This window comes from Microbispora sp. H10830, assembly GCF_014161375.1.
GTDB classification, from domain to species: domain Bacteria; phylum Actinomycetota; class Actinomycetes; order Streptosporangiales; family Streptosporangiaceae; genus Microbispora; species Microbispora catharanthi.
The window spans coordinates 463,294-483,593 of the sequence record NZ_JABBWX010000001.1 but is presented as its reverse complement, the minus strand read 5'-3'; the positions used below and the strand labels follow the sequence as shown (position 1 = coordinate 483,593).

The following is a 20,300-nucleotide window of genomic DNA, read 5'->3' as shown; positions in this document are numbered from 1 at the left end:
CGGGCGGTCGCGGCGATAACGTCGGCCCGCCGTTCCCCGGGCTCCATCGTACGGCCTTCTCGCAGGTCAGGTGCCCAACGCGGCCGGGCAGCGGGGCCCGCCGGAAACGCCTGAGGCACGGTCGTAGGGGTCGACGGGCTCGCCGGAGGGCCGCGCTCCCTGTGGGTCGCCGGGGAATCGCGGGTGGACGAACCCGTTATCCGGGGCGCAATTCGCGCCGAAGAGGGCTGATCTGTCCGTATTCAGCCAGACGATGAGCTTCCCCTCCTCACGGTAGGCGGAGAACTCGCTCCTGTGGTGCTCGACGACCCTCGTCACGATCAGGGGCGCGCCGGGGCGGCTGACCGGGTGGACGAACAGATAGTCCGTCTCTATCGTGACGCCTCCGCCGGCCCTTTCGGAGATCGTCGTCTCGCCGGAGACCTTCACGACGTCCCCGACCGGCTCGGCCGCGTCCGGCGCGAGGCTGAACAGCCACGACCGGGTGCCTGAGGGGCCGCTGTCGTCCAGGCGGCGCAGGAACGTCTCGCGCTGCCGGGGATGCAGCAGGCGGACGAACTCCTCCGGGCGGCCGCCCCGCACGGTGGCCGGGTCGAGGTGCGCGGCCGACAGCAGTCGCCGTACGCGCTGCAGGGCCTGGCCGACCTCCTTCTCGGTGAGCCCGCCGAGCGCACGTGCCGCGGGCATGGCCAGCCCCTGCTCCCCGTCGGCGTAATCGACGGCGGGAGTGCCGGCGAACGGACCGGTGGACGACGCCGGGACGGGGCCGTGGTCGAACAGGCCCTCCTCGCCGTCGGGGATCGGCGTCAGCACGGGCCCGGGCCGGGCGACCACGGGGCCGGAGATCATCAGGTCCTCGCCGCCGGCGGCCGGGCGGACGATGCCGAGCCTCTCCAGGACGTCGGGCCGCAGCACGAAGACGAGCCCCACGAGCACGACCAGGCCGGCGATCACCATCAGCACGGCCGGACGGCGCCGCCGTCCCGGCGGTGACTCGGCAGACTCGGCCGACTCGGCCGCCGAGGTCATCCGCCGGATCTCGTCCTCGTCGAACTGCGCGACCAGCGCCTCGAAGCGCGCGTCGATGTCATCGGGGTCCGCCGGCCGCACGGTTCCCTCCAAAGCGCTCAGGTCGGAAACGATTCACGATACCGGGATTTAATGCGCTAAGCCTGCCCATGATGTACGGCTTCGTGGCCGGGCGCCAGACCGGTGACCCTCCCCGATACGCTGGGAAACCATGAGTGACCGGCAGCCGCGTTGGACGCAGACCTGGCTCGGGGGCCCGCGGGCGGCCGGGGTGGACCTGGGCTATCCGGGGCAGCGCCTCGGCCTGCCCGAGCAGGGCCCCGGGGCGGTCGCGGGGTGGGGGCGCAGGATAGGCGCCGTCGCCGTCGACTGGCTGCTGTGCACCTGGGCCATCGCCGGCGGTCTGCTGCGCTTCCAGGGCAACGACGTCGGGGCCGTCGGCCTCGGGGTCTTCGCCGCGGAGTACGTCCTGCTGGTCGGCACGATCGGCATGACGCTGGGGATGCGCCTGTTCGGCATCCGCGTGGCCGGGCTCGACGGCGGGCGGCCGCCCTTCCTCGGCGTGCTGGTGCGCACGCTGCTGCTGTGCCTGGCCGTGCCCGCGCTCATCTGGGACCGCGACCGGCGCGGCCTGCACGACCGTGCGGGCGGCACGGTCGTCGTCAACCTCTAGCCGGGTTCAGTTCCTGACGCACTGGAAGATCGCCGTACCGGGGAGCAGGCGGCCGCGCAGCGGGCTCCAGCCGCCCCACGTGCGGTCGTGGCCCGGCGGCCACTCCGGCTCGGTCAGGCCGGTCAGGACGAGGCCGGAGGCGGCGATCAGGCCCACCCAGTCGCCCATCGTCCGGTGGTGCTCCACGTATGACGGCTCGCCGTCCTCGCCGAACTCGACGTACGGCGACCGGTCGAAGTAGGGCCGGTCGGCGGTCAGGCCGCGCGGGCCCGGATCGTCGGGGAAGGCCCACCGCACGGGGTGGCTGACGGAGAACACGAACCGGCCGCCCGGCCGCAGCACCCGGCGCAGCTCGGCCAGCACCGCCCCGGCGTCCGCGACGAACGGCAGCGCCCCATAGGCCGAGCACGCCAGGTCGAACGACTCGTCCGCGAACGGCAGCGTCTCGGCGTCGGCCTGGACGACGGGCAGTCGCATCCCGGCGGACATGTCGATCCGCCGGGAGTGCTGCAACTGCCGGTAGGACAGGTCGACGCCGACAACCGTCGCCCCTTGTCCCAGCAGCCAACGGCCGCACTGGCCCGCGCCGCACCCGATCTCCAATATCCGGCGCCCCGCCACGTCGCCGAGCAGCCGGGCCTCGGCCTCGTCCAGGCCCTCGGGGCACCACACGAAGCCGTCGTCGCGCAGGAAGCCGCCGTGCTCGGCCTGGTAGTCGTCGGCCGCGCCGTCCCACCAGCCCCGGTTGGCCCGCGAGGTCTGCGACCGGGAGACCGGCCGCCTTCCGACACCCAACGCGATCAGCGCATCTTGGGGCCGCGCGGCATCCGGGCGCCCTTGGGGATGGGGCCCTTCGGCATCGGGATGGCCGGGGTGAGGGCGCGCATCCGGTTGTTGACCTCGGACACCGCGCCCTTCTTCAGGTTGCGGGGCAGCTTCATCATGTGCCGCTGGAGCTTGGCCAACGGGACCTGGCCCTCCGCGTCACCGCACTGGATGTCGTACACGGGCACGTCGACCGCGACGCGCTGCACGCGCTTCTTCTCCGCGACGAGCATGCGCTGCACCCGGTTCGGCGGGCCCTCGGAGACCAGGATGACCCCCGGAAATCCGACGACCCGGAAGACGAGGTCCTGGTCGCGGTTGACCGCGACCGGCTTCTCCTCGACATACCAGGTGCCGCGCAGGCTCTGCAGGATCGCGTACGTCGCCCCCGGCTGGCCGTAGAGCATCGAATACTGCGCCTTCTGCGCCAACCGGCTGAAGATGACCATCCCCACCAGTACGGCGGCGAAGACGCCGAACACGATCCACGTCCAGCTGAAGATCACGCCGATGACGACGAACAGGACGAGCGTGCCCAGAGCCGACGCGTAGACGATCGGCATTCCCTTGGGGTTCGCCTGCTGAATGATCTGTGCGACCATCCGGAGTTGCTTGAGGCGACCCGGAGCCGCTGCGTCTTTCGCCATGGTCTGAAGGATACAAACGCGGAGCTGACTTAATGAAAACGAGACTCGCCCACGCGGGCGGCGATCGCCTGCTGGTACAGGCGGCCGGCCCGGTAGGACGAGCGCACGAGCGGTCCGGACATGACGCCGGCGAAGCCGATCTCCTCGGCCTCCCGCTGGAGCTCCACGAACTCCTCGGGCTTGACCCAGCGGTCCACCGGGTGGTGGCGCGGGGTGGGGCGCAGGTACTGCGTGATGGTCACCAGGTCGCACCCGGCCTCGTGGAGGTCGCGCAGCGCCTGGGTGATCTCCTCGCGCTCCTCGCCCATGCCGAGGATGAGGTTCGACTTGGTGACCAGCCCCGCCTCGCGGGCCATGCTGATCACCGCCAGCGAGCGCTCGTAGCGGAACGCGGGCCGGATCCGCTTGAAGATCCGGGGCACGGTCTCGATGTTGTGCGCGAAGACCTCGGGCCTGCTGGAGAAGACCTCCTCGAGCTGGCCGCGGTCGCCGTTGAAGTCCGGCACCAGCAGCTCGACGCCGCAGCCGGGCACCATCTCGTGGATCTGCCGGGCGGTCTCCGCGTACAGCCAGGAGCCGCCGTCGGGCAGGTCGTCACGGGCGACGCCGGTCACCGTGGCGTAGCGCAGGCCCATCTGGTGCACCGACTCGGCGACGCGGCGCGGCTCGTCCCTGTCGTACTCGGCCGGCTTGCCGGTGTCGATCTGGCAGAAGTCGCAGCGCCGGGTGCACTGGTCGCCGCCGATGAGGAAGGTGGCCTCGCGGTCCTCCCAGCATTCGGAGATGTTGGGACAGCCCGCTTCCTGGCACACGGTGTGCAGCCCCGCGCCCTTCACCAACGACTTGATCTCGTTGAAGTTGGGGCCGTTGCGCAGCCGCGTCTTGATCCACGGCGGCTTCTTCTCGATGGGGGTCTGGCTGTTGCGCACCTCCAGGCGGAGGAGCTTTCGGCCTTCAGGAGCGACGGTCATGCGACTTCCTTCGCAGCACTCCGCGGCAGCGGTCCGCGGACCCGGGGTCCGAGCGGGAGCACGCGGCCCTGCGCCGTACGCGGGCCTGCGTGCCTGTCGGAACGCTCGTTCACGAGCCCAGCTTATTACCTGCCTTCACGTGATCCGGGACAGCTCCCGGACCGTCCGCGCGAGGTGGCGCGACAGCTCGGCGTCGATCCGATCGGACTCGCCGGAGCCGAGGCCCACCGAGCCCTCGTCGACGCCGGCCGATTCGAGGAGGACGGCCCGCAGCGCCGTCGGCGGCTCCGCCTTCCAGGCGGTCCGCCCGGCGAGGGAGCCCTCCCGGCGCGCGGCCACCAGGCCGGGGTCGGTCTCCCTGGAGAGCGCGGCGCGGCGGATCTCCTCGGCCGTCTCCCCGCGCCTGGCCGCGGCCATCACGGGAGTGAGGGCCCGCCCGCTCGCGCGGCGTCAGCGTGAGCAGCAGCGGAAGGCCGACGAGCAGCACGGGCCGCCGCCGCACCCCGACGCGCAGGTGAGCGCACCGGAAGAGCCGGTCGTGCAGGTGGATCGCGGCCGGGGGCGCGGCGCCGACGGCCCCGGCGATCCGGTCGGCGGCCTCGAACAGGGTGGGCGCCTCCGCCCTGGTGACCTCCTCGGCGCCGTCCGGGAGCCAGGCCGTCCTGGGCCTGGTCAAGATCGCGATGGTGGCGAGCACGCCGCCGACCAGCCAGCCGAGCACGTTGCCGTGCCAGTTGACGACGATGAGGACGCCGCAGGCCAGGATGGCCGCGGTCACCGCGTGGACGACGGCGGACAGGGCGAAGGAGGCCAGCCTGGCGGCCGGTCGGCCGGATCTGTCCAGCCGCCGGTCCCGGAGCCGGAGGAACCGCCTCCTGGCGTCACGGGGCAGCAGATCGGCACGGACCTCACCGGGGGGTGAGGAGAGGCTCATGCCGCGAGTATGTCCGAGGCCGTCCCGCCGGGCGTAGTCCACAAAAATGCAATCGATTGCAATTTTAGAGTAGAGTGCAGGAATGGCCGAGGGACTGCGGGAGCGCAAGAAGCGGCAGACCCGGCAGCGCATCGCCGAGGTGGCGGTCGGGCTGTTCGTGGAGCGCGGATTCGACAACGTCGCGATGGCCGAGGTCGCGCAGGCCGCCGAGGTGTCGGTGAACACCGTCTACAACTACTTCCAGGCCAAGGAGGACCTCGTGCTCCCGCCCGAGGAGGCCTCGCCCCGGAGGCTGGCCGACATCGTGCGGGAGCGGCCGCCGGGCCAGTCGGCGGCCGTCGCGGTGCTGGAGCGCCTGCGCCGGGAGATACACGGGCGCGAACGAACGGTCGGGCTGAGCGCGGGATTCGGACGCGTGCTGGAGATGATGCGGGCCGCCCCCACGCTGACCGCCCGGCTGGAGGACCTCGGCCGCCGGATGACCGACGCCCTGGCGGTCGCGCTGGCCGAGGAGACCGGCGCGGACGCCGGCGATCCGCTGCCGCGCGTGGTCGCCTGGCACATCGGCTGCCTCCACTCGCTGGTGTACGCCGAGATCGGGCGGCGTACGACGGCGGGGGAGAGCCCGGACACCATCGCGGCCGCCGTGCTGGAGTTGCTCGACGTCGCCGAGAGCCTCCTGGGCGAGCGGGTCCGCGCCTATGCCGTACGAGAGGGACGACCGTGTTCAGAGTGACGATCAGAGGAAAGTTCAAGGGCCTCGACGACGCCGGCCGGGCCGCCGTGACGGCGGTGGGCGGCGCGGCCTACACCGAGGGCGGCACGTTCACCCACGACGCGAGCGTGTCCGCCTTCACCTTCCGCTGCCAGGTGCCCGCGGGGCCGGACGACGGCGAGGACGAGGCCGCGCTGGGAGCGATGGCCGCGCTGGACGCGCACGGGCACCCGTACGAGATCCTGCACGTCGCGGTGACCGACATGCGCCGGATCAAGATCCGCCGGAAGGGCCGCGGCGTGTAGCCGTCAGGCGAGATCCTCCTCGTACAGGTCGTACGGCTCCTCGCCGAGAGCCTCGGCGAGGCGCTTGCCGGCGAACGGGATGACCTCGTCGACCATGATCCGCCGGCCGGTCTCGGCCGCCAGCGAAGTGACCCCGGAGTCGTCACCGGCGATGCGGGTGTACCAGCTCAGGTCGTTGACGCAGTTGAGCGCGAAGCCGTGCATGGTGATCCCGCCGGAGACCCGGATGCCGATCGTGCCGAGCCTGCGGTCGGGCAGCCCGTGCGCGGGGTCGCCGGGCACCCAGACCCCGCCGCGGCCCTCGACGCGCCGGGCCGTCAGCCCGAAGTCGGCGCAGACCTGGATCAGGACCTCTTCCAGCAACCGGATGTAGGAGACCACGTCGCCGATGCGGATGATGGGGTAGCAGACGAGCTGCCCCGGGCCATGCCAGGTGATCTTCCCGCCTCGGTCGACGTCGATGACCGGCGTGCCGTCGACCGGCCGCTCGTGCGGCAGTGTCCGCTTGCCCGCCGTGTAGACGGGGGCGTGCTCCAGCATGAGGCACAGGTCGGAGATCTCGTCGGCCGCCCGCCGGGCGTGCAGCCGCCGCTGCAGGGTCCACGCCTGCTCGTACGGTACGTCGACGCCCAGGCGGACGATGGCCACGCCCTTCACGTTCCCATCGCCCTTCACGTTCACAGCGTAGAGGTCAGCAGCCGGGGCTCGATACGCAGCTCCTTGACGGCGGGTCCGTCCCGCTCGATCCGGTAGGCGTACCCCTCGGGGTCGGTGGTCACGGCCTGGATGAACTCCGTGCCCACGTAGTGCAGCGCCACGCCCTCGTCGGCGGCGTATCCCTCGGGCAGCTCGCCCGACGCGACCGACTCGTGCAGCAGCGCCCGCCGCTGGGGGTCGGAGTTGTAGTGGACGCCGCAGGAGTAGGGGAGCAGGCCCAGGCCCTCGGCCCAGGGCCGCAGTCTCGGCCCGAACGAGTCGGTGTTGCCGCCGACGTGCCAGCACAGCGCGCCGGCGCTCTGCCCGGACAGCACGATCCCCGCCCGCCACGCCTCGGCGAACGCCTCGTCCAGGCCGTGCAGCCGCCACAGCGCGGCGAGGTTGGCGACGCTGCCGCCGCTCACGTAGATCGCGTCCTGCTCCAGGATCCACTCGCGGGGGTCCTCGACGTTCGGCATCGGGAAGACCGTCAGGTGGCTCACCTCGACGTCCCACCGGGCGAACGCGCCGTACATCTTGAGCAGCCAGTCGGCGTCGTCCCCCGTGGCCGTGGCGAGCAGGCCGAGCTTGGGCCGGTCCTGACCGGTCAGGTCGAGGACGTAACGCAGCAGGGCGGTCGGCTCGATGAACCCGTATCGCTCCGTCTGCCGGAACGACCCGCCTCCGATGGCGACGATGTGCGACTGCCCGATGCGGCTCATGCCCACCACTCCCGTTCCCGGATCGAATGACTCTTTAGAGTACGGCGGCCAGCGCCTCGCCGACGGTGGGATGGGCGAACCGATGACCCGCGTCGAGCAGCCGCCGGGGGAGCACCCGCTGTCCGGCGAGCAGGGCCTCCTCCGCGAACTCCCCGAGCGCCAGGCGCAGCGCGAGACGCGGGGCGGGCAGCGGCATCGTCGGGCGCCGCAGCGCCTTCGCGAGAGCGGCGGTGTACTCGGCGTTGGTCACCGGCTCCGGAGCCGTGAGGTTCACCGGCCCGGCCAGCTCGTGCGCGAGCAGGAAGCGGACCGCGTCCACCCAGTCGGGGAGTGAGATCCACGAGACGTACTGCCTGCCGCTGCCGAGCACGGCGCCCGCGCCCATCTTGAAGATCGGCAGCATCCGCGCGAGCGCGCCGCCGCGGCCGCTGAGCACGACACCCGTGCGCAGCGGCGTCACCCGCACGCCCGCCTCACCGGCGGGTGCGGCGGCGGCCTCCCAGCGGCGCACCAGATCGGCCAGGAAGCCCGTGCCCGCGGGCGCGGACTCGTCCACCGCACGATCGCCGGTGTCGCCGTAGAAGCCGATCGCGGAGGAGGACAGCAGCACCCGCGGTCCGCCGTCGGCGCGGGTCAGCGCCTCGGCGAGGGTGCGCGTGCCGCTGACCCGGCTTTCCACCAGCTCCCGCTTGTACGCCTCGGACCACCGGCGGTCGCCGATCCCGGCGCCGGCCAGGTGGACGACGGCGTCCGCGCCCGCCAGCGCCCCGGGATCGAGCACGTCGCCCGCCGGGTCCCAGAAGTGCTCGTCAGGCCCGGCGGGCGCGCGCCGTACGAGACGGCGCACCTCGTGCCCGTCGGCGCGCAGCGCGCGCACCAGAGCCGTCCCGAGCAGCCCCGAGGAGCCCGTCACCACTGTCGTCATCGTCTCCACGTATCGATCACTACCCGGAAACGAAGGGGGCCGCCCCGCGAAACGCGGGACGGCCCCCAGTTGCGTCCGGGCCGACGGCTCGCGCCGGCCCCGGGCGTACGGCTACGCCAGGCCGAGCTGGGCCTCGAAGCGGCCCTCCTCGAGACGGTGCTTGATCGTCGTGAGGAAGCGGGCCGCGTCGGCGCCGTCGACCAGGCGGTGGTCGTAGCTGAGCGCGAGGTACACCATCGAGCGGACCGCGATGACCTCGCCCTCCGGGGTGTCCACGACGACCGGGCGCTTGACGACCGCGCCGGTGCCCAGCATGCCGACCTGCGGCTGGTTGAGGATCGGCGTGTCGAACAGCGCGCCCCGGCTGCCGGTGTTGGTCAGCGTGAACGTGCCGCCGGTGATCTCGTCCGGGCTCACCTTGTTGGTGCGGGTGCGCTCGGCGAGGTCGGCGATCTTACGGGCGAGTCCGGCGATGTTGAGGTCACCCGCGTTCTTGATCACCGGGACGAGCAGGCCGCGCTCGGTGTCGGTCGCGAAGCCGAGGTGCTCGACGTCGAAGTAGGTGACCTCGTTGGTCTCGCTGTTGATCGTGGCGTTCAGCTTCGGGTGCTGCTTGAGCGCCTCGATCGCGGCCATCGCGAAGAACGGCATGAACGACAGCTTCACGCCCTCGCGCCGCAGGAACTCGTCCTTGGCCCGGTTGCGGAGCTGCGCGATGCGGGTGACGTCGACCTCGACCACGGTGGTGAGCTGGGCCGAGACCTGCAGCGACTCCACCATGCGCTTGGCGATGGTCTGCCGCAGGCGCGACATCTTCTCCGTACGGCCGCGCAGCGTGGTGTCGACCCGCACCTCCGACGGGGCGGGCGCGGCGGCGGCCGGGGCGGCGGGAGCCTGGGCCGGGGCGGGCGCCGCCTGCGGGGCCGCGGGAGCGGCGGCAGCGGCGGCGGCCTGCTCGCGCTGGACGCGGGCGGCCTCGATCACGTCCTGCTTCCGGATCCGGCCGCCGACGCCGGTGCCGTTCAGCGCGTCGAGGTCGACGCCGTGCTCGGCGGCGAGCTTGCGGACCAGCGGCGTGACGTACGGGCTCTCGCCGGACGAGGGCAGCGGGGTCGGCTCGCTCGGCTGCGCGGCCGGGGCGGGCGCCTGCGGCTGCGCAGCCGGAGCCTGCGGAGCCGGAGCCGGAGCGGGCGCCGGGGGCGCCGGCTGCGGCGTCACCACGGAGGGCGCGGGCTGCGGGATCGACGAGATCGGCGCGGCGGGTGCGGGCTCGGGCGCCGCCTGCGCCGGGGCCGGAGCGGGCTCCGGCTCGGGCTCGGGCTGCGGAGCGGGAGCCGGAGCCGCCGGCTCGGCGGCGGCCGGAGCGGCGCCCGCCTCGGAGTCGATCAGGGCGAGCTCGGCGCCGACCTCGACCGTCTCGTCCTCGGCAACGATGATCTTGGTCAGGTAGCCGGCGGACGGCGAAGGGATCTCGGTGTCGACCTTGTCGGTCGACACCTCGAGGAGCGGCTCGTCGGCCTCGACGCGGTCGCCTTCCTTCTTCAGCCAGCGGGTGACGGTGCCCTCGGTAACGCTCTCGCCGAGCTGGGGCATGGTTACGGAGACCGGCATGGTGTGTCTTCTCTCGCGTTCGCTAGGAGGGCTTCAGTTGTGGACGTGCAGCGGCTTGCCGGCCAGGGCCAGCATGGCCTCGCCGAGGGCCTCGGACTGGGTCGGGTGCGGGTGGATGAGCTGGGCGACGTCGGTGGCCGTGGCCTCCCAGTTGAAGATCAGCTGAGCCTCCGCGATCAGCTCGCCCACCCGGCTGCCGACCATGTGGACGCCGAGCACCCGGCCGTCGCGCTCGGCGACGACCTTGACCTCGCCCTGGGTCTGCAGGATCTTGCTCCTGCCGTTGCCGGCGAGGTTGTAGTTCAGCTCGACGACGTCGTGACCGCGCTCGCGGGCGACCGACGTGGCGACGCCCACCGACGCGACCTCGGGCTCGGAGTAGGTGATGCGCGGCACGCCGTCGTAGTCGATCGGCACCGGGTTCAGCCCGGCGATGTGCTCGGCGACCAGGATGCCCTCGGCGAAGCCGACGTGGGCGAGCTGCAGCGTGGGGATCAGGTCGCCCACGGCGTACACGCCCGGCACGCTGGTCTGGCAGAACTCGTTGACGAGCACGTAGCCGCGCTCCATTGCGACGCCGTTCTCCTCGTAGCCGAGGCCGGCCGAGACCGGGCCGCGGCCGACGGCGACGAGCATGATCTCGGCGTCGAGGGTCTTGCCGTTCTCCAGGGAGACGACGACCCCGGTGTCGGTGGTCTTGACGCTCTCGAACCGGGTGCCCAGCTCGTACTTGATGCCACGGCGGCGGAAGGCGCGCTCCAGCAGCTTGGAGCTGGACTCGTCCTCCAGCGGCAGCAGGTGCGGCAGCGCCTCGACGATCGTGACCTCGGCGCCGAACGAGCGCCACACGCTGGCGAACTCGACGCCGATGACGCCGCCGCCCAGGATGACGACCGAGGACGGGACCCGGTCGAGGACCAGCGCGTGGTCGCTGCTGATCACCTTCTCGCCGTCGATGTCGAGGCCGGGCAGCGACTTCGGCACGGAGCCGGTCGCCAGCACGACGTTGCGGCCCTCGTAGACCTGGTCGCCGACCACGACGCGGTTGGGACCCGCCAGGCGGCCCTCGCCCTCGACCACGGTGATCTTCTTGCTCTTGATGAGTCCGGCCAGGCCCTTGTAGAGGCCCCCGATCACCTTGTCCTTGTACGCGTGGACGCCGGGGACGTCGATGCCCTCCAGCCGGGTGCGGACGCCGAACGACTCACCCTCGCGGGCCTGGTCGGCGAGCTCGGCCGCGTGCAGCAGCGCCTTGGTGGGGATGCAGCCGCGGTGCAGGCAGGTGCCCCCGACCTTGTCCTTCTCGATGAGGACGACGTTCATGCCGAGCTCGGCCGCCCGCAGGGCACAGGCGTAACCACCGCTACCGCCACCTAGGACGACGATGTCGTAGGGGCCGCTGCCATCAGCCACTGGAATGCTCCTTGGTCGTATTCACACCGCCGGGTGGACCCGGCAGCATCTTTTCACTTGTCCCGGAAGATCGTGGCCCCGCCCCGGGCCCGCGCGGGCATGCCGCGACGGAGCCGTCTTCCGCTTTCGAACAGCCCGCGAAGGCTCCTTCTGTTTAAACAGCCTGCGCGGACGTGCCGTTCCCCGCGTAGTGCTCGGCGACGGCGACGAGCGTGCGGGTCAGCGCGCCGGTGCCGCCCTTGGGCGTGTAGCCGTGCGGCTCGCCCTTGTTGAACGCCGGCCCGGCCATGTCCACGTGCGCCCAGCGGACGCCCGCGGGGACGAACTCCCGCAGGAAGATGCCCGCGGCGAGCATGCTGCCCCACCGCTCGGGCTGGAGATTGGCGATGTCGGCGACCGCGGAGTCGAGCCCCTTGCGCAGCTCGGCGGGCAGCGGCATGCCCCAGGCGCCCTCACCCTGCTCGCCGGCGATGCGGACGATCTCCTCGCGCAGGGCGTCGTCGTTGGCCATCACGCCGGCCGTACGCCACCCGAGCGCCACGATCTGGGCGCCGGTCAGGGTGGCGACGTCGATGATCACGTCGGGCTCGTCCTCGGTGGCACGGGCGATGCCGTCGATCAGCACCAGGCGGCCCTCGGCGTCGGTGTCGAGCACCTCGACGGTCTTGCCGCTGTAGGTGTGCAGGACGTCGGAGGGGCGCTGGGCGCTGCCCGAGGGCATGTTCTCAGCGAGACAGAGGTAGCCGACCGCGTTGACGCGCAGGCCCAGCCTGGCGATCGCGAGGAGCGCGCCGAACACGGCTCCCGCCCCGCCCATGTCCGACTTCATCCAGTCCATGGAGGCGGAGGGCTTGAGCGACAGGCCGCCGGAGTCGAAGGTGATGCCCTTGCCGACGAACGCGACCTTCCGGCCGGCCTCGGGGTGGCTGTAGGCGACGCGCACCAGGCGCGGCGGGTTGACCGAGCCCTGGCCGACGCCGATGATGCCGCCGTAGCCGTCCTCCTTGAGCCTGACCTCGTCGAGCACCTCGACCGACAGGCCGGCCTCGCCGCCGGTCTCCTGGGCGATCTCGGCGAAGCGCGCGGGCCACAGGTCGGACGGCGGCGTGTTCACCAGGTCGCGGACGAGGGTGACGGCGTCGGCGAGCGTCGCCGCGTGCGCGACGGCCTCCTCGGCGCCGGCCGCGCCGGACAGGACGGTCAGCTCGCCGACCGGCGGCTTGCGGTCACCGCCGGTGCGGTAGCGCGTGAAGTCGTAGGCGCCCAGCAGGCCGCCCAGCGCCACGGCCTCCGCTTCGGCGGCCGTACGGGCGGGCAGAGCGAGCGCGGCGGACGCCGTGCCGGCGAGTGATCGGACGGCCGCTCCGGCCGCGCGGCGCAGGGTTTCCAGGTCGTAGCCGTCCTCGGGGCCGTCCTGCGGGGCGGCCTGCGGCGCGTCGCCGAGGCCCACGGCGACGGCGACGGGCGCGGGCAGCGCCCCGAGGGTCGGGATCTTGACGACCTCTTCGGCCTTGCCGGTGAACCCCATGGTGGTGAGGATCCCGGCGAGTCGTCCGTCCAGGGCCTGGTCGAGGCCTTCGCCTCCGGGAGCCGGGCGTGGACCCTCCGGGGTCGTGTGGACGCCGATTATGAGAGCACTGGTCTCGATGGAGACCGCGTCAGATGCGTTTATGCGCACTGTGGTCACGTGAGCCGATGCTAGCTGGGCTTACTCGGCTACGCATAAACGAGGGTTCATCCTACCTATCGGTAATCTTGATGGTGCCAGTGAAACTAGCACCATCGCGATCTCTCGGACATATGGTGCTAATGTCAATAGCACTATGTTGCTCACGCTCGATCTCAACGATCCGCGACCCCTGCACGAACAGGTGGCCGCCGCCATAAGGCGCGCGATCGGGGCCGGGGACATCGCCCCCGGCGATCGGCTGCCGCCGGCCCGCGACCTGGCCCACGCGCTGGGCGTCAACGCGAACACGGTGCTGCGCTCGCTGCGCGACCTGCGGGACGAGGGCCTGCTGGAGTTCCGCCGCGGGCGCGGCGTGTCGGTGCTGCGGCGGCCGGACGGCCGCGCGGCGCTCAGGACCCGTGCGCGCGACCTGCTGGAGGAGGCCGCGAGGTATGGCCTCACCGCCGACGACGTCGTCGCTCTCATCAAGGACCTCAGCGAGGAAATGGCATGACCGACCCGCAGGACACCTCCGTAACCGGCTTCCGTACCCGATTCCTGCTGGCCGCCGCGGCCTGGGCCGTCCTGGTCGCCGCCGTGCTCGTGGCGGTGCCGCTGGCGTTCGCCGGCCGCCTGCCCGACCCGTTGGCCACTCATTGGGGGCCGTCCGGGCGGCCCGACGGCTCCATGGCGTTCGCGACCTTCGTGCTCTTCACGGTCGTGCTGTGGGCCGTCGTCGCGGGGATCGGCGCGGCCGCCGCGGCGCGGGGCCGCGCGCCGGTCCGCCGGGCGCCGCGCGCCTGGTTCTGCGCCGGGCTGGCCTGGGCGGGCGCGTTCACGGTCATCACGCAGGCCTTCACGATCGCCGCCAACCTCGACCGCGGCCACTGGACCCGCGCGGCGGGCCTGAGCTGGCAGGTCGCGGTGGTCGTCGCCGCGCCGATCGCGCTCGGGGCGCTGGGCTGGCTCGCCGGCCGTCGCGGCCCTGACGTTCCCTCGGAGCCACCGCAGAGGGGACCGCTCATCGACCTCGATCCCGGAAAGCGGCCGGTGTGGGTCTCCACCGCCGCCGCGCCGTGGGCGACCCGGCTCGCGCTCGTGGCGCTCGCCACCGCCGTGGCGCTGGCGGGGGCGGCCATGTCCGGCCTGTTCGGCGGAGGCTGGGGCGCCGTGGTGCCGCTCGCCCTGGTGGGCGTGGTCGGTCTGGCGGTGTCGTCGGTCTCGGTGCGGGTCGTCCCCGAAGCACTGACCGTGTCGGTCGGCCCGCTGCGGTGGCCCTCTCGCAGGGTGCGGCTGGACCGCGTCGAGCGGGCGTGGGTGGAGGAGCGGTATCCGGCCCAGGTGGGCGGATGGGGCTACCGCGGCCTCCCGGGACGGGCCACGATCATGATCCGCGGCGGCGAGTGCCTGGTCGTGCGGTACACCTCCGGCGGGCGGCTCGCCATCACCGTGGACGACGCCGAGACCGGCGCCGCCCTGCTCAACGCCCTCATCGCCCGGCAGCGCCCCTCCGTCGAAAGGTGACGACCGTGATCCGGCGCAACGCCGATGTCTGGCTCTTCCTCCTCGTCGCGTTCGGGGCCTCGTGGCTGATCGCGCTGCCCCTCTGGACGCGGGCCGTACCGCTGGGGCCGCCGGCCTTCCAGCTCCTCGGCGTTCTGATCATGTTCACGCCCTCCCTGGGCGTACTGGCCGTGTGGCTCACCCGGCGGCGCGGCACGCCGCTGAAGGAATGGGCGCGGGCGACCGGGCTCACGCTCGGACCGGACCGGGGCGGGACGGCCGCTCTCCTGGTGACGGCCCTGCTCGGCGTGCCGCTTCTCGTGGCCGTCGCCCTCCTGGCCAGCGCCGCCGTCGGCGTCGTGCGCCTCGACGTCGCCGGCCTGAGCCTGTATCGCGCGCAACTGGGCGCGACCCTCGACAAGGTGCCGCTGGACCCGCGGATCCTGTACGCCGTGCAGGCCGTGCAGGCCGTGCTGATCGCCCCGTTCATCAACGCGATCCCCGCGCTGGGGGAGGAGTGGGGCTGGCGGGGCTGGCTGCTGCCGCGCCTGCTCGGCGACCCGGCCGTCTCGTCCGCGCCGGGCGCGCGCCGCGTGTGGCCCGCGCTGGTGCTGTCCGGCGTGATCTGGGGTCTCTGGCACGCACCCCTCACGCTGAAGGGCTACAACTACCCGCAGCTCGGCGCCTGGGCGGCGCCGCTGTTCATCGGCTTCTGCGTCATCTTCGGGGCGCTGCTCGGCTGGATGCGGCTGCGCTCGCGCAGCGTGTGGCCCGCGGTCATCGCGCACGCCTCGGTGAACGCCACGGCGGGCCTGGCGCTGCTCCTCGGCGACGCGTCGGCTCCGCCGAACCCGGCGCTCGCCGGGATCAGCGGGATCGTCGGCTGGGTGCTGCTCGCGGCCGTCGTCCTCGTCGTCTACCGGCTGCGTCCCGTCACCGCGCCGCGCTGACGTGCGCGCTCACGAACGTCACATCAGCAGGGCGGCGGCCAGCAGCGTGACCGTCGTGGCCGTCTCCACCAGGGCGCCGAGCACGTCGCCCGTGACGCCGCCCAGCCGCCGTACGGCCCGGCGGCGCAGCAGCGCGGCGGCCCCCAGCCCGGCTGCCATCGCCGGCAGCAGCCCGGCCGTCGTGATCAGATACGGATCGTCCGACAGGTGATGCAGCAACCCGGCGGGCCGCGGGCCCGCGTAGACGGTGTGCCCGTAGGTCAGCCCGGAGTAGGGGACCAGCTCGGGATAGGCGTGGCCGAAGGGGTTCGACAGACCGAACGGCCAGCAGTAGTCCAGCAGCGACGGGCCGGCGGCCGCCACGAGGGCGAGCACCGCCACGACGGCGGCCGTCGCGAGGGTGGCCCCGATCGCGGCGCCCCGCCGCACGGTGCCGGCGACGAGCGCGCCGAGGCCGGTGGGCCGGGCGGCGGGCACGCCCTCGCGGCAGGCCCACGTGACGGCCAGCCTGCCGGTCGCCGCGGCCGCCACCAGCGCGACCCAGGCGGCCGTGCCGTCCCGCGACAGCACGGCCACCTGCACGAGCAGGGCGATCACGACGGTGACGACCCCGAACGGGCCGATGTCCGAGCGCTTCATCACGTCCAGCGCCCCGTCGGCCGGCTTGCCGCTGCCGAGCCCGTCGGCCAGGTCCGCGAGGCCGTCCAGATGCAGGGCCCGCGTCAGCCAGGCCAGGGCCGCCACCGCGAGGACGGCGCCGAGCAACTGCGAGCCAGACGCCGCACCGGCGGCCTCGAGCACCGCGGCGGCGGTCAGGCCGAGCAGCAGGCCGACGAACGGCGCCAGCGACATGGCGCGTCCCGCCACTTGGCGGTCGACCTCCACCGGCCGCACGGGGAAGACCGTGAGGGTCCCGACCGCGAGCCGCCAGGCCGCGCCGGGGCCGCTCATGCCCCCTCCTCGCCTGGCGGCTCGGAGTCGCATGAGCGAATCACACTGTGCTTGCTGATTCGCTCGCTTATGGGGGAGGGTTCATCGGGCACGAGGGCAGATCGTAGTTGTCACAGGGGCAGCGGGACGACCCGGCCGGAGACCACCAGGGCGACGTCCTCGGACTCGCGGGCGAGGGCCTGGTTGAGGCGGCCGAGCGCGTCGCGGAACAGCCGTCCGGCGGGCGTGGCCGGGATCACCCCGAGGCCCACCTCGTCGCTCACCGCCACCACGCGGGCGCGGGTGCCGCGCCAGGCGGCCGTCAGCGCGTCGCACCGCTCCGCCACCCGGTCGAGGGCGGCGCGGTGGCCGGCCGCGGGCGTGCCGTCCGGCCAGGCGGCGCACTCGTCGAACGCGGCGGCGAGCCAGGTGCCGATCCCGTCGATGAGCAACGTCCCCGGACCTCCGGACAGGACGGACGCGAGATCGGTCGTCTCCACGGTCCGCCAGTGCGCCGGGCGCCGTTCACGGTGGGCGCGCACACGGGCGAGCCAGGCCGGGTCGTCACCGCCCGAGGGCCCGGTGGCGACGTAGGTCACCTCGGGTTCGGCGGCCAGGCGGAGTTCGGCCTCCTCGGACTTGCCCGACCGCGACCCGCCGAGCAGCAGCGTCCTGCGTGGCCGCACCCACGGCTCCGCCTCCGCGCTCGCCGTGTCCACGACGGTCCCGTCCGGGACGGCCGTCGCACCCCACAGGGCGAGGCGGCGGGCCAGTTCGCTCTCCGCGGGGACGCGGTGGTGGAGGTGCACCGCGATGATCCGCGTCGCCGGCGTGACCCGTCCGCGGCGGCGCAGGTCGCCCAGCCGCTCCGGCCGGTCGGGCAGGTCCATGAGCACCACGTCGAAGGGCGCGTCCGCGTCCCGCCCGGGGGAGCCGGTGGCGGGCCCCGCGGCGTACAGCAGGCGACCGCCGCCGGGCCCGGTGACCTCGCACCCGTCGGCCGTCCTGCGGATCACGTACCCGGCGGGCGGGCGGGCGTCCGTGAGCCGTACGCGGCCGTCGAGCACGATGGAGGCCGGACGCCGGTGGCCGGGGGCGAGCCGGCCGCAGGACGCGCAGGGACAGTCGGGGACGGGCCAGCCCTCCGGGCCGCCGGTTCCCTCCAGGCGGATCTCCATGCCGCTGCCTTTCCGCGTCCGTGTCGCCGGGCGGCCCCGCGTCGCCGCCGGGGGGAGTGGACGCCGGGAAGAGAGGATAGGGTCCGGCTGCACGGTCTTTGTGCCGCACCGGCCCCGGCGTGAAGTCCCGGTGCGGGGGCGGCGAGGAACCGAAGGAGCGGGTGCGGATGATTTGGCGGTGGCGTTACGAGGACGCGAACGGCGGCGAGGTCACGGACCGGCCGCTGCCCCGGGAGATCTTCTCCAGCCAGTCGGACGCGGAGTCGTGGCTGGGGGAAAGCTGGCGCGAGCTGCTCGAGGCCGGTGTCGAGCAGGTGACGCTCATGGAGGACGAGCGGATCGAATATTCGGGGATGTCCCTGCGCGCCGAGTGAGCCGGGCGGGGGCCGGGACCGCGACGGGCGCGGTCGCGACCCCCGCGACGACACCGGTCCGCGGGACCGGAGACGGCGTCAGGGACGAGCGGGCGGGCTGACGGTCTTGGCCGGGTCACGCTCGACGACCGGGCCGAGCACGTCGTCGATCTTCTTGAGCACCTCGGCGTCGAGCTTCACGCCCGAGGCCTTGACGTTGTCGCGCACCTGCTCGGGCTTCGTGGCCCCGATGATGGCCGACGACACGTTGGGGTTCTGCAGCACCCACGCCACGGCGAGCTGGGCCATCGAGAGCCCGAGGTCGGCCGCGATCGGCTTGAGGTCCTGCACCCGGCGCAGCAGGTCGTCGTCCATCATCCGGCCGATGAAGCCCGAGCCGGAGGGGTCGGTGGCGCGGGACCCGGCCGGCGGCGGCTGGCCGGGCAGGTACTTGCCGGTGAGCACGCCCTGCGCGATCGGCGACCAGACGATCTGGCCCAGGCCCTCCTTCTCGCACAGCGGCACGACCTCGGCCTCGATGACCCGCCAGAGCATCGAGTACTGCGGCTGGTTGGACACCAGCCGGTCGAACCCCATCTCGTCGGCGATCTTCAAGGCCCGGGCGATCTGGTCGGCCGACCACTCGCTGACGCCGACGTACAGCACCTTGCCCTGACGTACGAGGTCGTCGAAGGCCCGCAGGGTCTCCTCCAGCGGCGTCTCGACGTCGTAGCGGTGCGCCTGGTAGAGGTCGACGTAGTCGGTCTGCAGCCGGCGGAGCGACCCGTTGATCGACTCGGTGATGTGCTTGCGGGACAGTCCCCGGTCGTTCTTGCCCTCCCCGGTGGGCCAGTAGACCTTGGTGAAGATCTCCAGCGACTCGCGGCGCACGCCCTTGAGCGCCCGGCCGAGGACCGCCTCGGCCCTGGTCCCGGCGTAGACGTCGGCGGTGTCGAAGGTCGTGACACCCTCGTCGAGAGCCGCGCGGACGCACTCGACGGCGGCGTCCTCCTCCACCTGCGACCCATGGGTGATCCAGTTGCCGTAGCTGATCTCGCTGACCATGAGGCCACTGCGGCCAAGATGACGGTATTCCATGGGTCCGACCTTAGGTCATGACATCGCGTCACTCCTCCGCGTGGTTCGCGGTAGGGTGCCCGGCGTGCGCCGGTTGATCACTTCCCGCCCCGTACGACTGGCTCTGGCCGTCGCGCTGGTCGCCGGTGTCGCCGCCGGGCTGGTCGTCGCCCGTCGGCGCCGTGCCGCAGTGCCGGCACCGGCCGCTCCGCGCCCTGCCCCGCCGCAGGACGCGGGAGACCCGGCCGGGCGTGGCCCCGAGCCGGTGCTCGGATGGCCCACGAGCGAGGACCTCGAGAGGTACGACCGGCCGGAGGCCGGCGCGCCGATCGCCCGTCTCCTCGACGGGCTCCCCCGGATCGAGCGGCCGCGCGGGAGGAAGGCGCAACGCATGACGGCCGCGCTCGTCGCGCTCGGCCTGCTGGCCCTCGGCGCGCAGATGCTGGACAACGCCGTGTTCGGCCCGGAGCCCGGGCCGTCGTCCGGCCGGGCGGCGTACGTGGGCGGGTACGCCGAGCCCGCCCCCGCGGTCCCGTCCGCGGATCCGGTCACCGACGAGCCCGTGGCCCAGCCGCCGCCGTCCCGCGACCCGGCGTGCGCGCTGAGGAAGACGGGCTCCACGACCCCGGCCGCACGGCCGGTCTCCCGGCGCGTGACGGCCGCGGTGAACCGGCAGTGGCGGCGGATAGAGAGATGGCTGAAGGCGCACGCGCCAAGGACGTACGCCTCGCTGAACGGCCCGGCCGGTCGCCGGCTGGTGGCGACGGCCGAGGCGCGGCTGGGGACGCGCGTCCCCGACTCGCTGAGGGCCTCGCTGCTGCGCCACAACGGCGCCCGCGGCCCGGCGGCGTTCCGGTTCTCGTCGAATTACGCGATCATGGGCGCGCGTGGGCTGGTCTCCTCCTGGCCCGACGCCTGCGAGATGGGCGGAGGCGTCCCCTTCGCCTACGACTCCGACTTCGGCGGCTACCTCGTGACGAACTCCGCCACCGGCGGCGTGGGCTCGGCGGACTGGGAGCTGCCGTACTTCGAGGACGAGTGGTCGTCGTACTACGCGCTGCTCAAGGCCACGGCGGACGCCCTCGCCGAGGGCGGCCCGGTGGGCGGGTCGGTCCCCGTGGTACGCGAGGGCGTCCTGGAGTGGAAGTGAGGCGGCCGAGGTTAAGCGGCCGTG

Annotated in this window: 22 protein-coding genes; 8 read left to right on the top strand and 14 right to left on the bottom strand. The window is 73.1% G+C overall.

Annotated features, from left to right (window positions below; genetic code table 11):
- Nucleotides 1-66 precede the first annotated feature (66 nt).
- Nucleotides 67-1,110: a hypothetical protein gene (locus tag HHX35_RS02255; RefSeq protein ID WP_182897334.1), complete on the bottom strand. Its 1,044-nt coding sequence runs from the start codon at nt 1,108-1,110 to the stop codon at nt 67-69.
- A 130-nt stretch (nt 1,111-1,240) separates the two neighbouring features.
- Here HHX35_RS02255 and HHX35_RS02250 point away from each other — a divergent pair, with 130 nt between their 5' ends.
- Entirely contained in the window at nt 1,241-1,702 is a 462-nt protein-coding gene (locus HHX35_RS02250) for an RDD family protein (protein ID WP_182897333.1), read from the top strand.
- Nucleotides 1,703-1,708: 6 nt separating this feature from the next.
- Here HHX35_RS02250 and HHX35_RS02245 read toward each other — a convergent pair whose 3' ends face one another.
- The 4 genes from HHX35_RS02245 to HHX35_RS02230 form a co-directional block, all read right to left on the bottom strand.
- A complete protein-coding gene (locus HHX35_RS02245; protein ID WP_182897332.1) occupies nt 1,709-2,497 on the bottom strand; it encodes a class I SAM-dependent methyltransferase in 789 nt (262 codons plus the stop codon).
- A 5-nt stretch (nt 2,498-2,502) separates the two neighbouring features.
- On the bottom strand, nt 2,503-3,174 hold the full coding sequence (locus HHX35_RS02240; protein WP_139578172.1) for a DUF4191 domain-containing protein: 672 nt from the start codon (nt 3,172-3,174) through the stop codon (nt 2,503-2,505).
- A 29-nt stretch (nt 3,175-3,203) separates the two neighbouring features.
- Complete coding sequence (gene lipA, locus HHX35_RS02235) at nt 3,204-4,145, bottom strand: lipoyl synthase (protein WP_182897331.1); 942 nt, start codon at nt 4,143-4,145, stop codon at nt 3,204-3,206.
- Nucleotides 4,146-4,280: 135 nt separating this feature from the next.
- Nucleotides 4,281-4,562 (bottom strand): hypothetical protein, encoded by a 282-nt coding sequence (locus HHX35_RS02230; protein ID WP_182897330.1) that lies wholly within the window; start codon nt 4,560-4,562, stop codon nt 4,281-4,283.
- Nucleotides 4,563-5,161: 599 nt separating this feature from the next.
- Here HHX35_RS02230 and HHX35_RS02225 point away from each other — a divergent pair.
- Both HHX35_RS02225 and HHX35_RS02220 read left to right on the top strand, forming a co-directional pair.
- A complete protein-coding gene (locus HHX35_RS02225; RefSeq protein WP_182897329.1) occupies nt 5,162-5,815 on the top strand; it encodes a TetR/AcrR family transcriptional regulator in 654 nt (217 codons plus the stop codon).
- A complete protein-coding gene (locus tag HHX35_RS02220; protein ID WP_310738853.1) occupies nt 5,812-6,099 on the top strand; it encodes a DUF6204 family protein in 288 nt (95 codons plus the stop codon). Before HHX35_RS02225 ends, HHX35_RS02220 begins: the two co-directional genes overlap by 4 nt.
- A gap of 3 nt (nt 6,100-6,102) precedes the next feature.
- On the opposite strand, the gene lipB is transcribed toward HHX35_RS02220, so the two are convergent.
- From lipB to HHX35_RS02190, 6 genes are all read right to left on the bottom strand, one after another.
- Complete coding sequence (lipB, locus tag HHX35_RS02215) at nt 6,103-6,774, bottom strand: lipoyl(octanoyl) transferase LipB (protein WP_310738852.1); 672 nt, start codon at nt 6,772-6,774, stop codon at nt 6,103-6,105.
- A gap of 2 nt (nt 6,775-6,776) precedes the next feature.
- Nucleotides 6,777-7,517 carry a peptidase E gene (locus tag HHX35_RS02210; RefSeq protein ID WP_142556527.1) on the bottom strand — a complete coding sequence of 247 codons (741 nt, stop codon included), beginning with the start codon at nt 7,515-7,517 and terminating at the stop codon, nt 6,777-6,779.
- A 34-nt stretch (nt 7,518-7,551) separates the two neighbouring features.
- Nucleotides 7,552-8,442: a TIGR01777 family oxidoreductase gene (locus tag HHX35_RS02205; protein ID WP_182897327.1), complete on the bottom strand. Its 891-nt coding sequence runs from the start codon at nt 8,440-8,442 to the stop codon at nt 7,552-7,554.
- Nucleotides 8,443-8,553: 111 nt separating this feature from the next.
- A complete protein-coding gene (gene sucB / locus HHX35_RS02200) occupies nt 8,554-10,053 on the bottom strand; it encodes a 2-oxoglutarate dehydrogenase, E2 component, dihydrolipoamide succinyltransferase (protein WP_182897326.1) in 1,500 nt (499 codons plus the stop codon).
- Between the two features lie 33 nt (nt 10,054-10,086).
- The gene (lpdA, locus tag HHX35_RS02195; RefSeq protein ID WP_182897325.1) at nt 10,087-11,466 is read right to left on the bottom strand and encodes a dihydrolipoyl dehydrogenase; all 1,380 of its coding nucleotides are present in this window, start codon (nt 11,464-11,466) and stop codon (nt 10,087-10,089) included.
- Nucleotides 11,467-11,620: 154 nt separating this feature from the next.
- Nucleotides 11,621-13,153, bottom strand: a complete 1,533-nt coding sequence (locus HHX35_RS02190; RefSeq protein WP_182897324.1) for a leucyl aminopeptidase — start codon at nt 13,151-13,153, stop codon at nt 11,621-11,623.
- A 136-nt stretch (nt 13,154-13,289) separates the two neighbouring features.
- Between HHX35_RS02190 and HHX35_RS02185 the strand changes: the two genes are divergently transcribed.
- The 3 genes from HHX35_RS02185 to HHX35_RS02175 are packed head-to-tail and all read left to right on the top strand — an operon-like array spanning nt 13,290 to nt 15,588.
- Complete coding sequence (locus HHX35_RS02185; RefSeq protein WP_139578182.1) at nt 13,290-13,649, top strand: GntR family transcriptional regulator; 360 nt, start codon at nt 13,290-13,292, stop codon at nt 13,647-13,649.
- Nucleotides 13,646-14,659 carry a DUF1648 domain-containing protein gene (locus tag HHX35_RS43080; protein ID WP_182897323.1) on the top strand — a complete coding sequence of 338 codons (1,014 nt, stop codon included), beginning with the start codon at nt 13,646-13,648 and terminating at the stop codon, nt 14,657-14,659. The genes HHX35_RS02185 and HHX35_RS43080 overlap by 4 nt, the downstream gene beginning before the upstream one ends.
- 5 nt (nt 14,660-14,664) lie before the next feature.
- Complete coding sequence (locus HHX35_RS02175) at nt 14,665-15,588, top strand: CPBP family intramembrane glutamic endopeptidase (protein WP_310738851.1); 924 nt, start codon at nt 14,665-14,667, stop codon at nt 15,586-15,588.
- An 18-nt stretch (nt 15,589-15,606) separates the two neighbouring features.
- On the opposite strand, the gene HHX35_RS02170 is transcribed toward HHX35_RS02175, so the two are convergent.
- Together HHX35_RS02170 and HHX35_RS02165 are read right to left on the bottom strand one after the other, a co-directional pair.
- Nucleotides 15,607-16,539 carry an adenosylcobinamide-GDP ribazoletransferase gene (locus HHX35_RS02170; RefSeq protein WP_182897322.1) on the bottom strand — a complete coding sequence of 311 codons (933 nt, stop codon included), beginning with the start codon at nt 16,537-16,539 and terminating at the stop codon, nt 15,607-15,609.
- 110 nt (nt 16,540-16,649) lie between these two features.
- The gene (locus tag HHX35_RS02165; RefSeq protein WP_182897321.1) at nt 16,650-17,696 is read right to left on the bottom strand and encodes a bifunctional adenosylcobinamide kinase/adenosylcobinamide-phosphate guanylyltransferase; all 1,047 of its coding nucleotides are present in this window, start codon (nt 17,694-17,696) and stop codon (nt 16,650-16,652) included.
- Nucleotides 17,697-17,863: 167 nt separating this feature from the next.
- Between HHX35_RS02165 and HHX35_RS02160 the strand changes: the two genes are divergently transcribed.
- Complete coding sequence (locus HHX35_RS02160) at nt 17,864-18,070, top strand: hypothetical protein (protein ID WP_139578251.1); 207 nt, start codon at nt 17,864-17,866, stop codon at nt 18,068-18,070.
- Nucleotides 18,071-18,148: 78 nt separating this feature from the next.
- Here the strand turns inward: HHX35_RS02160 and HHX35_RS02155 are convergent, their stop codons facing one another.
- The gene (locus HHX35_RS02155; protein ID WP_182897320.1) at nt 18,149-19,147 is read right to left on the bottom strand and encodes an aldo/keto reductase family protein; all 999 of its coding nucleotides are present in this window, start codon (nt 19,145-19,147) and stop codon (nt 18,149-18,151) included.
- Between the two features lie 64 nt (nt 19,148-19,211).
- Between HHX35_RS02155 and HHX35_RS02150 the strand changes: the two genes are divergently transcribed.
- Nucleotides 19,212-20,276 (top strand): hypothetical protein, encoded by a 1,065-nt coding sequence (locus HHX35_RS02150; protein ID WP_182897319.1) that lies wholly within the window; start codon nt 19,212-19,214, stop codon nt 20,274-20,276.
- Nucleotides 20,277-20,300: the final 24 nt, after the last annotated feature.

Coding starts and splice junctions, on each gene's coding strand:
- HHX35_RS02250 (WP_182897333.1), top strand. CDS start 1,241: ATGAGTGACCGGCAGCCGCGTTGGACGCAGACCTGGCTCGGGGGCCCG.
- HHX35_RS02240 (WP_139578172.1), bottom strand. CDS start 3,174: ATGGCGAAAGACGCAGCGGCTCCGGGTCGCCTCAAGCAACTCCGGATG.
- lipA (WP_182897331.1), bottom strand. CDS start 4,145: ATGACCGTCGCTCCTGAAGGCCGAAAGCTCCTCCGCCTGGAGGTGCGC.
- HHX35_RS02230 (WP_182897330.1), bottom strand. CDS start 4,562: ATGGCCGCGGCCAGGCGCGGGGAGACGGCCGAGGAGATCCGCCGCGCC.
- HHX35_RS02225 (WP_182897329.1), top strand. CDS start 5,162: ATGGCCGAGGGACTGCGGGAGCGCAAGAAGCGGCAGACCCGGCAGCGC.
- HHX35_RS02210 (WP_142556527.1), bottom strand. CDS start 7,517: ATGAGCCGCATCGGGCAGTCGCACATCGTCGCCATCGGAGGCGGGTCG.
- HHX35_RS02205 (WP_182897327.1), bottom strand. CDS start 8,442: ATGACGACAGTGGTGACGGGCTCCTCGGGGCTGCTCGGGACGGCTCTG.
- sucB (WP_182897326.1), bottom strand. CDS start 10,053: ATGCCGGTCTCCGTAACCATGCCCCAGCTCGGCGAGAGCGTTACCGAG.
- HHX35_RS02185 (WP_139578182.1), top strand. CDS start 13,290: ATGTTGCTCACGCTCGATCTCAACGATCCGCGACCCCTGCACGAACAG.
- HHX35_RS43080 (WP_182897323.1), top strand. CDS start 13,646: ATGACCGACCCGCAGGACACCTCCGTAACCGGCTTCCGTACCCGATTC.
- HHX35_RS02170 (WP_182897322.1), bottom strand. CDS start 16,539: ATGAGCGGCCCCGGCGCGGCCTGGCGGCTCGCGGTCGGGACCCTCACG.
- HHX35_RS02165 (WP_182897321.1), bottom strand. CDS start 17,696: ATGGAGATCCGCCTGGAGGGAACCGGCGGCCCGGAGGGCTGGCCCGTC.
- HHX35_RS02160 (WP_139578251.1), top strand. CDS start 17,864: ATGATTTGGCGGTGGCGTTACGAGGACGCGAACGGCGGCGAGGTCACG.
- HHX35_RS02155 (WP_182897320.1), bottom strand. CDS start 19,147: ATGGAATACCGTCATCTTGGCCGCAGTGGCCTCATGGTCAGCGAGATC.